8 protein-coding genes and 5 tRNA genes are annotated in these 12,867 nt (G+C 57.8%); all 13 read right to left on the bottom strand.

Annotated features, from left to right (window positions below; all coding sequences use genetic code 11):
- Nucleotide 1: 1 nt before the first annotated feature.
- Nucleotides 2-77: transfer RNA gene (locus PMX21_RS09085), tRNA-Gly, on the bottom strand.
- A 141-nt stretch (nt 78-218) separates the two neighbouring features.
- Nucleotides 219-1,952 carry a glycoside hydrolase family 13 protein gene (locus tag PMX21_RS09080; RefSeq protein WP_271759189.1) on the bottom strand — a complete coding sequence of 578 codons (1,734 nt, stop codon included), beginning with the start codon at nt 1,950-1,952 and terminating at the stop codon, nt 219-221.
- A 336-nt stretch (nt 1,953-2,288) separates the two neighbouring features.
- Nucleotides 2,289-2,364, bottom strand: a tRNA-Gly gene (locus tag PMX21_RS09075).
- Between the two features lie 42 nt (nt 2,365-2,406).
- Nucleotides 2,407-2,480 (bottom strand) — tRNA-Cys (locus tag PMX21_RS09070).
- Between the two features lie 34 nt (nt 2,481-2,514).
- A tRNA-Gly gene (locus tag PMX21_RS09065) sits at nt 2,515-2,590 on the bottom strand.
- Nucleotides 2,591-2,695: 105 nt separating this feature from the next.
- A complete protein-coding gene (locus tag PMX21_RS09060; RefSeq protein WP_055286928.1) occupies nt 2,696-3,442 on the bottom strand; it encodes an anti-sigma factor antagonist in 747 nt (248 codons plus the stop codon).
- Between the two features lie 78 nt (nt 3,443-3,520).
- Nucleotides 3,521-5,866: a GAF domain-containing SpoIIE family protein phosphatase gene (locus tag PMX21_RS09055; protein ID WP_271759188.1), complete on the bottom strand. Its 2,346-nt coding sequence runs from the start codon at nt 5,864-5,866 to the stop codon at nt 3,521-3,523.
- 59 nt (nt 5,867-5,925) lie between these two features.
- Nucleotides 5,926-6,015 (bottom strand) — tRNA-Leu (locus tag PMX21_RS09050).
- Between the two features lie 597 nt (nt 6,016-6,612).
- Entirely contained in the window at nt 6,613-7,641 is a 1,029-nt protein-coding gene (locus PMX21_RS09045; protein ID WP_022094888.1) for an ABC transporter ATP-binding protein, read from the bottom strand.
- Nucleotides 7,641-8,732: an ABC transporter ATP-binding protein gene (locus PMX21_RS09040; protein ID WP_022094887.1), complete on the bottom strand. Its 1,092-nt coding sequence runs from the start codon at nt 8,730-8,732 to the stop codon at nt 7,641-7,643. The genes PMX21_RS09045 and PMX21_RS09040 overlap by 1 nt, the downstream gene beginning before the upstream one ends.
- Nucleotides 8,733-8,734: 2 nt before the next feature.
- Nucleotides 8,735-9,670 carry an ABC transporter permease gene (locus PMX21_RS09035; protein WP_035138881.1) on the bottom strand — a complete coding sequence of 312 codons (936 nt, stop codon included), beginning with the start codon at nt 9,668-9,670 and terminating at the stop codon, nt 8,735-8,737.
- Between the two features lie 14 nt (nt 9,671-9,684).
- A complete protein-coding gene (locus PMX21_RS09030) occupies nt 9,685-10,722 on the bottom strand; it encodes an ABC transporter permease (protein WP_138339839.1) in 1,038 nt (345 codons plus the stop codon).
- Nucleotides 10,723-10,878: 156 nt separating this feature from the next.
- Nucleotides 10,879-12,555, bottom strand: a complete 1,677-nt coding sequence (locus tag PMX21_RS09025) for a peptide ABC transporter substrate-binding protein (RefSeq protein ID WP_271759187.1) — start codon at nt 12,553-12,555, stop codon at nt 10,879-10,881.
- Nucleotides 12,556-12,867: the final 312 nt, after the last annotated feature.

Here is a 12,867-nt window from a genome sequence, read left to right as displayed (position 1 = left end):
ATGGAGCGGACAACGGGGCTCGAACCCGCGACCCCAACCTTGGCAAGGTTGTGCTCTACCAACTGAGCCATGTCCGCCTGCGAGGATTTAATATACGGGATGATCCACCCAAATGCAAGAACTTTTTTTAAAAAGTTTTGCGACGCCCTCGCGAACCTCGCGAAGACATCAGCCACCACGGAAAGCGCAGGCAAACGCAAACTCGCCGCAAGAGGCTCCTATATCTCACCAAGCATGATCCAGGCGGAGCTGTCCTGCGCGAGCCTGCCGTCTGCAAGCGGTGATGAGGTGAGCAGGACCCTGCCCGCCGGCAGCTCCACGGGTGCTGCACCGAAGTTCGTCACACACGCCCATCCGTTGTCGCGGCGATAGGCGATGACGCCGCCCTCAGCGCCCTCGGCACCATCCGCAAGGCCGGTGCGCCCGTCAAGATCGAGCCACGCAAGATCGTTGGCGCACCTGCGCAGCTTGCGCCGCAGCCAGAGGGCGTCACGATAGAGCGCAAGCATCGATGTCGGGTCCGCTTCTTCCCTATCGGCAGCGTAATCGGAAAACCATGCAGGCTGCGGCAGATGGGGCGCTGCATCGGCGTCCGCCGGCGAAAACCCAAACGATCCGCCCTGCGCGGGATCATCCGCCGCCACCCACGGCAGGGGCACACGGCAGCCGTCGCGCCCCTTCTCACGCTTCGGTCCGCGCGTATTGGTCGCAGTGGGGTCTTCGAGTGCAGCCCACGGGATGTCAGCCACCTCAAAAAGGCCGAGCTCCTCACCCTGATACACGTATGCCGAGCCCGGAAGCGCCAGCTCAAGCAAAAGGGCCGCCCGCGCGCGGCGCTCGCCGAGTTCACGGTCCTCGTCATAAGACGACCCGTCGCGTAAGAGCCAGTCGAGCGCAATCTGATGGTAGCGCGTCGCCTTGATTTGCGGCAGGGCATAGCGTGTCGCCACGCGCGGCACGTCGTGGTTGGAGAGTACCCAGGTCGAGGCGGAATCGGATTCGATGGCCGCCTTCAAGCCCTTCTCGATTGCAGCGTGCATGTCATCATAGGTCCAAGTGGCCTTGGCGAACTCAAAGTTGAATGTCTGGCCAAGCTCGCTGGGACGCACGTAGAGATACTGGCGCTCGGGCAGCACCCAAGCCTCGGCAACGGCGCTGCGCGGCGGATTATAGCGGTCGAACACGCGGCGCCACTCGCGATAGATCTCGTGGACCTCGTTGCGGTCCCACAGCGGATGGGTGCCGTCGTCAACCATGTCATCGCCCTCGGCGAGATGCCACCGGTCGAGGTCATCGCGGTCGAGATCCTTGGCAAGACCGTGCGCCACATCAATGCGAAAGCCATCGACGCCTCGATCGCTCCAAAATGTCAGGACGTCGCAAAAGAACGCGTGAACCTCGGGGCATGACCAGTCAAAGTCCGGCTGCTCGGGCGTAAACATGTGCAGATACCACTGACCGTCCGCAACACGCGTCCAGGCGGGGCCGCCAAAGTTGGCATTCCAATTGGTGGGAGGCAGCTCGCCGTGCTCGCCGCGACCATCGCGGAAGATATAACGGGCGCGCTCGGGCGATCCGGGGCCGGCGGCAAGAGCGGCTTTGAACCAGGGGTGTTGGTTGGATGAATGGTTGGGCACGATGTCGACGATGACCTTGATGCCACGCGCGTGAGCCGCAGCGATCATGTCATCGAAGTCGTCAAGCGAGCCGAGACGTTGGTCGACATCGCAGTAGTCCGCCACATCATAGCCACCATCGACAAGAGGCGATGGGTAAAACGGGCTCAGCCAGATAGCCTCGATACCCAGCTGCTCAAGATAGTCCATCTGCTGGGTAATGCCCGCGATATCGCCCAGACCCGAACCAGTCGAATCCTTAAACGAGCGCGGGTAGATCTGATAGATCGCGGCATCGGACATCCATGAGCGCGAAGAAGACTTTTCTGTAGCCATGGGACGTATCTCCCTTGCAACGAGGTTTTGCGAGATGCCCACGATGATACGCCCAAAGCGAACATTCGCGACAAACAACGCCACAGCCACGCCCCAAAACGATCGCCCCCTCTCGGGTTCAAGCCTCCTGGGACGAATCGACCGATTAATGAAAAGAACGGAAGACCCACTTTCCCGGCCACGACAGCGAGCGGGCTCCGGGTGCCCCAGGTTGCCGCGAAAGAGGAGGGAAGCGTACTTTATGTACGCGACCGACGATTGAGGGGCAAGATGGGGTGCCCGGAGCCCGCGCAGCGTCAACAAAAAACGCGGTTCGTTAGAACCGCGTAAGATAGTTGGAGCGGACAACGGGGCTCGAACCCGCGACCCCAACCTTGGCAAGGTTGTGCTCTACCAACTGAGCCATGTCCGCATATGTAAAACAAAACGGGCGCCGGAGCGCCCGGATGTTGCCTGGAGGCGAAGCCCGGATTCGAACCGGGGGTAAAGGCTTTGCAGGCCTCTGCCTTACCACTTGGCCACTTCGCCGAAAAAGGACCGCCTAAACGGTCCGGAAATGCAATGGAGCGGACAACGGGGCTCGAACCCGCGACCCCAACCTTGGCAAGGTTGTGCTCTACCAACTGAGCCATGTCCGCTTGCGGGTTATTAATTTACGCGAGTTGTCCAAAAGACGCAAGTACTTTTTTCAAAAAACTTGTCTGCCGCATGTTCTTAGTAGCCAAACGCGCTAAAGCGATTGGCTAGGCACACGATTCCAGTGCTCCGCTAAACAACTTCACCATCTGCACGCGCGTGCCGGCGCCGTCCGTACGACGAGCAACCTCCACGTTATCGACGAGCATACGCATAAGCTTGATACCACGGCCGCGCTCCTCGGATGCGACCGGCTCGCTCGTTTCATCGATAGAATAGCCGGCACCTCGATCAAGCACCTCAACCACAACGCGATCGCCATAGGCCTGAACCGTCAGGACGCACCCGATACCGCCCGCATGGTCATAGGCATTACCCAGCGCCTCCCCCGACGCCAATGCGACATCGTAGCGCTCGTCACGGCGCAACGGAAGCGATTCAAGGAGTTCGGCGATGCGATGTCGGTAGTATGGAAGATTCTCGATACCCTGACGGACCTCGACGCTCTTACTCCAGCGAGGCAGCTCCCCCACCGGAATGGCGGGAATAGACTCCCGTGCCGGCCCCGCGACATGAAGGATATCGACAAGACGAGCAATCTCCAAAAAGCGAACAACTTCGCCTGATGCATTGACGAGCGAAAGCAGGCCTTCTCGCCTCATGAGCTCACGAGCGCGCGTAAGCAGGAATGCCAAGCCCGTCGAATCGATAAAGCTAACAGCCTGACAGTTGATGACAACACGACGCACGCCGCGGCCAATCAAAGCATCCAACCGCCGACGCAGCGCAGGCACCGTGGCGATGTCGATATCGCCTGGTGGCGTCAAAACCGCTATGTCATTCCACTCATTCATACGACCATGGTTCCCCAAAAAAGCCCACTCGATGCATTCGTTTCCCCAACCGTGCGGATTCAGCCCGCTCAGCGTCATCTATGAACGACCCCGTAAAAACTCAAGGGACACCAATGCAATGTCATCGTCCAGCGCCGATTCGGTAAATCGGTCAAGCTCGCCCAAGACCTTGCCGCAAATGCCCGACACGCCCTCCCCCGAAACAGAAAGCAGAAGATCGCGCAAGCGCTGCTCGCCAAAGAACGCTCCGGTGCGGTCGCGGGCCTCAATCGTTCCATCCGTATACATGAAGAGCATGTCGCCAGGAGCGAACGTAAACACGCCTGTCTCGTACACCATGCTCTCAAAGGCACCGATTACACCCGATTGGCATCCAAGCAGCTCGACCTCTCCCCCACGGGCCTCGCCGCCACCCAGCGGCATCGACTCTGGCCTAATGACCATGGTCGGAGGATGGCCCGCCGAACAATACGTTGCGCGTCCGGCTTTAAGGTCAATCTTGGCGATAAAGGCCGTCACGAACGTCTCGACCCTCGAAAAGCCCATGAGCATACTGTTAAGAGAGCGTGCCATGCGGGCCGGTCCAGCGCCCTCCCACGCATATGCCGTCAGGGCCGTCTTGACGAGCGCGGACATCGATGCGGCCTCAATGCCTTTGCCAGACACATCACCCAGAATCATGACGGCGCAGTCGTCGGGAAGACGGATGAGCGTATAGAAATCGCCGCCGACCAACGCCGAGTTCGTGGCTGACAGGTACACCGAATCGGTTGCGATACCCGGAACATCCCCCAGGGAATTTCTCATGCCGATCTGAAGGGTCTGAGCGATATGGCGCTCCTCGCGCTTTTGAGATTCGCCTTCGTAGATCAGTTCAAAGTCATGCGCCAAGTGCACCAAGTAGTCATATTCAAGATCATCAATCGGCTCTTGGCTACCATCACGAAGCAGTAGCGCGCGCGTCGTCGGGCTCTTCGCAACAGAAGCAGGAACAATTGCGTCGTTACTGTGCTTGCCATCACCCTTAGAGCGTGGTCGCCCCGCCTCGATGCCGGAGTCGACGTAGAGACCTTGACAAGGCAGACCATGCGCCCTAAGCCAGCCTCCCATAGGCATCGATTCGTCAACGCGAGTTATACGGACGTGTTTAAGGTCCTCGGCACTCGTACCGCCCAAAACAGATGCCTCAAAGCCATCAGGGCCAGCCCCCAGACGTGCCGCTGGCGCCGTCGTGGAAAAGAAAAGCTTCTCGGGATCGTCCGGCAAAGCAACGCGACTGCCACCTTCAAAATCTATGACGTAGGAATCCAGACTGGCGTCATACTCAACAGGGCAAAAATGGCAGTTAAGCATATTGCAGATCTCGGACGATACCGCCTGGGTAGCCGCGGCGGAATCGTCTAGAAAGGTAAACAACTCATCACGCAAGACATTGAGCGAGCGGCCAAGCTCGGCCGTGCGACGGGAGCGAAGGCTCGATGCCATGCCGACCAGCTGGATAGACAGGTAATCGCAAATGACCTCGAGCACATTAACGTCATAGGCGAGCGGTGCCTGAGGGCGTTTCCAACCAACTTCCAGCACGCCAAGGATCTGCGTACCGTAAAAAACGGGAAGACAGATCTCGCTGCGGTACGGAGGCATATCCTGCATGCGCAACAGGTGCTTAGAACGATTGTCCAGGTCCATAAACATACCGGAGGCGGCCTTATCACCCTTAAGGTCCTGTTGAATCGACAAGCGACAGGCACGCGACTCACGAAGAACATACGTCGGAATGCCAGCGCCATACGGCAAAAACTCAGGCAGGTAGCTGTCGTACAGCTCCTTGGAAACACCGCGAAGTTTAAAACCGCCGCTCTCAGAAAAATAGATAGCAGCACCCGAAGCATCGAGCGTTCCTACAAGCTGGTTCAAAACGGTATCAAGTAGGCTGGGCAGCTCATCGGAGCCCACGGTACTCATAATGACCGAGAGCGTGCCAGAGAGGCGCTTGTTAGCCACTCTAAGCTCCGAAAGAGCACGCTTGAGCTGACGGTCGTGCGAATACTGTTCTTCGATGCTATGGAGCGCCACCAGGACACGTGGCGCGCGGCGCCCAAAGATGCGTGGAGGCGTTACGGAGCCCGCACGAACCAAGACGGGGATAAAAGAGCCGTCACTCAGCTTGAGCATCAGTTCGTTCTCGGAGCCATCAGTTTCAAATGGCAGACGATGTTCCGTCGCACGTTCAAAAGCGGACGAGTACAGGACGTCTTTAACATCTCCACCAATGACGTCGGCGCGTTCCTCGCACATCAAACCAAGTAAGCGATTATTCACATGCAGAATGGTTCCGTCGAGCTCGCAGATGATGACAGCATCGCTCGTGATCTCGACCAGTTGGGCAACGTCTGCCCACTCGTTGCGTTCAAGCGTTTCCATCGTGGACCCCACCGTCTATCGGTAACAAAAAAGCCTCCGAAGAGGCTTCTCAAATGCGATGGTGTCGGAGGCGGGACTTGAACCCGCATGACCAAAAAGCGGTCACTAGCACCTCAAGCTAGCGCGTCTGCCAATTCCGCCACTCCGACATGCTATGTTGTTGATTCGTGGTCCGTTTTGTTGGACCCGCGCGTTCAACGAGGAAGATAATAACCTATGATTCGAGAACTGTGCAAGCACTTTTTTCAAAAAAGTTTACGAATTTGTAAATGAGCAGGTAGATCCGTATGTCCGGCCCCGAATCGGTGTTGCCTCCCGGCGCGTCCTCGGGCATGAGCGATATTTTGCTGCGCACTTCGTGCTGCAAAATATCGCTCCCCCTGCGGAATGCGCCGGGAGGCAACACCGATTCGGGGCCTGCAGATACATACTTCAGGCACAGTTCTCAAACATGTTCTGGGGGCTGATGCAAATTTGGTGGCTCGGCTTTGCCGAGCCCTTATATGGGGAGGTCGGAGCTAAAGCTCCGGCCTCACTCAATTTCTTATTAGATTAAGTGAGCGATCAAGGAATCGCACCCCTCTGCAGTGGTAACACAGGGCCCGTGCTGGACTTAGTTTTCAGAACATTCCGCAGACCAGAAAACCCCCTTATCCGCGGCTCCGAAGGAGCAGGATAAGGGGGTTTCCATGGTCGAGGACGTTCTGAAAACTAAGAGCAGGGCGGGCCCGGACGAGAACAACCGACTACAGGTCGATGTGCGATTCCTTGATCGGGAACGGCTCCGCGAAGTGGCAGGCGCAGCAGTGGCCCGGTGCGACTTCCTTAAACTCGGGAAGTTTCTCAGAGCAGATACCCTGAGCGATCGGGCAGCGGGTGTGGAAACGGCAACCGGTCGGCGGATCCAGCGGCGACGGCGGATCGCCAGCGAGGATGATGCGCTTGCGGGTCTTCTGGATATCAGGATCGGGAACCGGCACGGCAGACAGCAGCGACTGCGTGTACGGATGGTGAGGCTCGCTGTAGAGCGTCTTCCAGTCCGAAACCTCAACCATCTTCCCCAGATACATAACGGCAACGCGATCGGAAATGTGCTGCACGACGGACAGGTCGTGGGCGATAAACAGATACGCGGTACCGAACTTGTCCTGCAGTTCCTTGAGCAGGTTCAGAACCTGGGCCTGAATGGAAACATCCAGAGCGGAAACCGGCTCGTCGCAGATAATCAGCTTGGGCTTCAGAGCGAACGCGCGGGCAATGCCGACACGCTGACGCTGACCGCCGGAGAACTCGTGCGGATAGCGGTTGATGTGCTCGGGGTTCAGACCGACGACGTCCAGCAGCTCGCGGACACGCTCAATACGCTCCTCCTTGGTGCCCACGCCGTGAATGGTCATGGGCTCGGAGACGATCTCGCCGATGGTCATACGAGGGTTGAGCGAAGCATAGGGATCCTGGAAGATGAACTGCATCTCGCGACGCATGTCCTTGATCTCGTGCTTGCTCATCTCGGCAACATCTTTGCCCTGGAAGAACACTTTGCCTGCCGTCGGCTTGGTCAGGCGCATGATGGTGCGGCCCGTGGTGGACTTACCGCAACCAGACTCGCCGACCAGGCCAAAGGTCTCGCCCGGATAAATCTCGAACGAAATGTCATTCACAGCAGAGACGACACGCTTGGAGAAGCGCTTGGCGAACATGCCGGACTCAGCGGGAAACTCCTTAGAGAGGTGCTCGACCTTCAGCAGCGGAGTACGCTCGTTGGTATCTGCCATTACGCCTCGCCTCCCTTCTTGGAATCCTTACGCGTACGGGACGTCTCAGGAGCGTTCTTGAGGAACTCGGGGTCACCGGAGTAGTGGCACGCAGAGTAATGACCAGACTCGGTGACAACGCGCTCGGGGCGCTGCTTGCGGCACTTATCGGTCGCATAGGGACAACGAGGCGAGAACACGCAGCCCTCGGGCAGGTTCATGAGCGAAGGCGGGTTGCCGTGAATCGGCGTCAGCGGCTTCTTCTCCTCGATGGCCTGCTCCGGGATGGAGCGGATAAGACCCCAGGTGTAGGGATGGCGGCTCTCGTAGAAGATTTCCTCAGCAGTACCGAACTCGACGGGACGGCCGGCGTACATAACCATGATCTTGTCGGCCATATCGGCAACGACGCCCAGGTCATGGGTGATCATGATAATGGCGTTGCCGTTCTTCTCCTGCATCTCCTGCATGAGCTCGATAATCTGAGCCTGAATGGTAACGTCCAGGGCCGTCGTGGGTTCGTCGGCAATCAGGATATCGGGGTCGCAGGCAAGAGCCATAGCGATCATGACGCGCTGACGCATACCGCCAGAGAACTGGTGCGGATACTCATTGACGCGCTTCTCGGGCTCGGGAATACCAACGAGGTCCAGAAGCTCGGTGGCACGCTTGAGCGCCTCCTGCTTGGAGTAACCACGGTGCAGACGAAGGCCCTCGCCCACCTGCTTGCCGATCTTATAGACCGGGTTCAAGGAGGTCATAGGATCCTGGAAGATCATCGCGATATCGTTACCACGAATGTGCTGCATCTCTTCCTCAGTCATCTCGAGGATAGAACGACCGCGATAGCGAACGTCGCCGCCCTCAATCTTTCCCGGAGGCATCGAGATGAGGCCCATGATGGTCATGGCGGTCACGGACTTACCAGAGCCAGACTCACCGACGACGCCCAGGGTCTCGCCGCGATCGAGCGTGTAGGAGACACCGTCGACAGCGCGAACGACGCCATCCTCGGTGTGGAAATACATCTTTAGGTCATCGACCTCGAGCAGATGCTGGCCCTCGGGAACCGGCTGGTCCTTCAGGTCCACATAGTTCTTGTTCTTCTTCATCCTTATGCGTCCTTCATCTTGACGTCGAGGGCGTCGCGCAGACCGTCACCCAACAGGGTGAAGGCGAGCACCGTCGAGAGAATTGCCAGACCGGGCATGATCATCATCCACGGAGCAGTCAGAAGATACTGCTGACCGTCCTGAATCATGGAGCCCCACGAAGGCGTAGGCGGAATAACGCCCATGCCGAGGAAGGACAGAGCGGACTCGGTCAGAATGGCGCCACCAATGTTCATGGTCGCGTAGACCACGATGGAGGCGACGGAGTTCGGGAAGATGTGACGTACAACGATACGAGCATCAGATGCACCCATCGCGCGCGCAGCATCAACATAGTCGTTTTCCTTGACCGTCAAGATTGCAGAGCGGAAGACGCGCGCAATCGAAGGCCAGCCAAGAATGCCGATGGCGATAAAGACGTTCTGAAGACCACGGCCGATAACGGCGATCATGGCGACAACGAACAGCACGTACGGGAACGCCAGGAAGATGTCCGCACAGCGCATGATGATCGTATCCCAGATGCCGCCGTAGAAACCGGCCAGAGCACCCATGACCAGACCGATCAGCGTGGAGATCGCGGTGGCCATAATTCCGACAGACAGCGAAACGCGCGCACCGTAGATAACGCGGACGAGAATGTCACGACCAAGGGCGTCGGTGCCAAACGGGTGCTCGGCACACGGAGCCAGCAGCGACGTCTCGGCCATGGTGGTCGAGTCGGAAGCCGTCGGAGAACCGAGCCAGGGCTTAGCCCACAGATCTGCGGTCAGGGCAACCACAACGACGATGATGATCCAACAGACACCGATAACGGCGAGTTTGTTCTTTCGAAGACGCTTAAAAGCGTCGCCCCACAGCGTGCGGGACTTGGCGGGAGCAGATGCGGCCTTGGTGGCGGTAGCCTGCTCCTGAGACTGAGAATCAGTTTCCTGCATGAGACGTACCTCCCTTAGGCCTTATCCGACGGACCGCCAAGGCGGATGCGCGGGTCGAGGAATGCATAGCTAATGTCGACGAGCAGGTTGATCACCATGACGACGACAACGATGAGCGTAACGCCACCCATAACGATGGGCCAGTCACGCATGCTAATGGCGCGATAGACCTCATAGCCGATACCGGGCCAGTTAAAGACCGTCTCGGTCAGGATGGCGCCCGAAAGCATGCCGCCAAAGTCGACACCAATATAGGTAACGACGGGGATGAGTGCATTCTTAAGCGCATGCTTGACGATGATCGCGCGATTGGAGAGACCCTTGGCCTTTGCCGTACGGATGTAATCCTGGTTCATGACGTCAAGCAGCTGCGAGCGCATAATGCGGGCGGCGTAAGCGGTCGAAACCGAAGCCAGCGTAATGGTCGGAAGCACATAGTGCATCCAATCCTGATACTGAGAGCTGGAACCGCCGGCACCCGAGATCGGCATGGAGATTGCACCGCCCGTGGCGTCCTTGAGGATGACGCCAAAGAACAGCTGCAGCAACATACCGAGCCAGAAGGCCGGGACCGCAACGAGGATCGACGTGGTGAGCGTTACCAAAATATCCCAGAAGGAATACCGCTTTACCGCCGAAATGATACCCGCACCGATACCCATAATTGCTTCGAGCACGATGGCGCACGCGGCAAGTTTGATCGTATACGGATACTTCTGGGCAAAGATATCCGTAACCGGCAGCTTGCGCTGATACGAATTGCCCAGATCGCCATGAAGCAGGCCGTTCATGTAATACAAGTAACGGTCCACGAGCGACGTTTGAACGGGATCGCCGTTCTCGTCAAGGATCGCGTTGCCGTCCTCGTCCGACTGGACCAGGTGATAGCGGACGCGAAGCTGAAGCTCCACCTCGGGGGACAGAGCCTTGTCTCCACCGATCAGCTTGATCGGATCTCCCGGCACGATATTCTGGAGGGCGAACAGAATCAGCGTAACGCCCAAAAACACCGGGATGAACTGAAGCACACGTTTAACGATGTACTTACCCATACCACTCCCCTATCTAGGGATTAACCTAAATGGGATGCCGATCGCCAGACCGGCATCCCAAAATTACCATCAGCCAGTTTACCCCAGGTTAGGGAGAACTGTATGTTTCCCATGAGGTCTACGTAAATACTTGACCCTCACGGAAGCTGCAAACTCTTAGGCGAGCTCAGCGGTACCCAGCTCGGCATGCTTCTGCGGATCGACATAGAGGTGCTTGATGCGATCAGAGCCGACGATGGTGTGCGTGTAGAACATCACCGGGATGACCGGGCAGTCGGCAGCGACCATTGCGTCGGCCTCCTGCATCTTAGCGACGCGCTCCTCGTCGTCAACAATAGTACGAGCCTCGTCGACCTTGGCGTCGAACTCGGGGTTGTTGTAACCAGAGCGGTTGTCGCCACCGAGGGAGTCGGAGTGGAACAGCGGATACAGGAAGTTGTCCATGATCGGGTAGTCGGCAATCCAACCCAGACGACCGAACTGATAGTTAAAGTTCTGATACTGCTCGAGCAGGGCAGACCACTCAGGGGTATCGGAGACGGCGGTAACGCCGACCTTGGCGAGGTCGCCGATGATGGACTCCATAATCTCCTTGTGGCCACCGTCCTGGTTGTAGGAAAGGGTCACGTTAATGCCACGATCGCCGTTAGCGCCAGCGGGAGCAACCTTGTCGAGGTACTCGTTGGCCTTGTCGACGTCGTAGGCGCAGAACTCCCATGCGCCCTCCTTGTAGCCATCGATGCCCGGAGGAACAATGCCGTCGGCGGGGGTACGGGTACCCTTGAAGATGGTCTTGCAGATGGCCTCGCGGTTAATGGCCAGGGAGATACCCCTGCGCAGGTCGGCGTTGTTGAACGGCTCGGCCGTGGTGTTGCAGGTCAGATAGTACGTGGAAGGCTCGGCGCCGAGCAGCATGCGCTCGCCGTCACCCATGGTGTAGCCGTCCTTGGACACGCCGCGATCCTTCTTGGCGGCATCGATCTGAGCAACGGGAACGTCGCAGACATCGAGGTTACCGGCCTGGAACTCCTTGTAAGCAGTCTCCATGTCCTTGATGACCTGGAAGTGGATGCCATCGATCTTGGCCTTGTCGCCATAGTAATCGTCGAACTTCTTGAGGTTGATCTCCTGACCATCCTCCCACTTGCCGTCCATCATGAACGGGCCGTTACCGACCGGTGCAAGATAGAAGCTCTTGACATCGGACTCGGCGCACTCGGGAACCGGGGCCAGAGCCGGGTGAGAGGCGACGAAGGGGAAGTCGGCGTAAGCGGAAGACAGCTTGACGACGAGGGTCTCATCGTCGGGGCAAGTAACACCGCTGAGCTCGGTAGCGTTACCGGCAAGCAGGTCGTCATAGCCCTCGACCATAGAAAGGTGATAGGAGACCTCGGAAGGGCCGTACTCGGTAGCGATGGCCGACTTGGTGTTGACCAGACGCTCCCAACCGAGCTTGAAGGACTTGGAGGTAACGTCGTCACCGTTGTGGAACTTGGCCTTCTTGATCTTGAAGGTGAACTCGGTGGCGTCGTCGTTGGCCTCAAAGGACTCGCAAGCCAGCGGAACGATCTCGCCCTTCTCGGCGTCATAAGAGGTCAGAGCATCAAAGAGCTGGTACTCGACCTGAGTGCCCTGGTCCTCCTGGACGTTATAGGGGTCGATGCAGACCGGGTTGTTGATGTAGAAGTTCAGCGTCGAACCGGACTCAGAACCGGAAGCGTCGCCGCCCTTCTTGCCGCATGCGGCAAGAAAAGCCATGGAGCTCGCAGCAAGGGTACCGCCGACAAAGGCGCGACGACCCATAACGGGCTGGTGGAACATAGAATCAGCCATGCCATCCTCCTTATGAGATAGGACAAAGTAAGTTCGGTCGGGCAACGTCAAGACAGCCCAATCGAACCATTCAAACGCGGTCCGCCGTTTTGGCTGGTTATACAAAGCGGACCAACGTATTGCAATACAGTAGCGCATTTTATGCACGATTTGGGGCTAATTCCGGTTAACGGTCGAGATTTTCTTTAGTTGGGCGAAGTATATGAGGATATTTTGACTCTGTTACAAATATGTAAATCAGAACCACCCTTAAAAAGGGTGGTTTGCTCTTAGGGTATAACCCACGGGCCCCGGGCTCGCGTCTAAAGGCGC

The organism is Collinsella aerofaciens (genome assembly GCF_028209885.1).
Lineage (GTDB): Bacteria > Actinomycetota > Coriobacteriia > Coriobacteriales > Coriobacteriaceae > Collinsella > Collinsella aerofaciens_BA.
The sequence above is the reverse complement of the archived record's forward strand: the minus strand, read 5'-3'. Positions and strand labels throughout refer to the sequence as shown.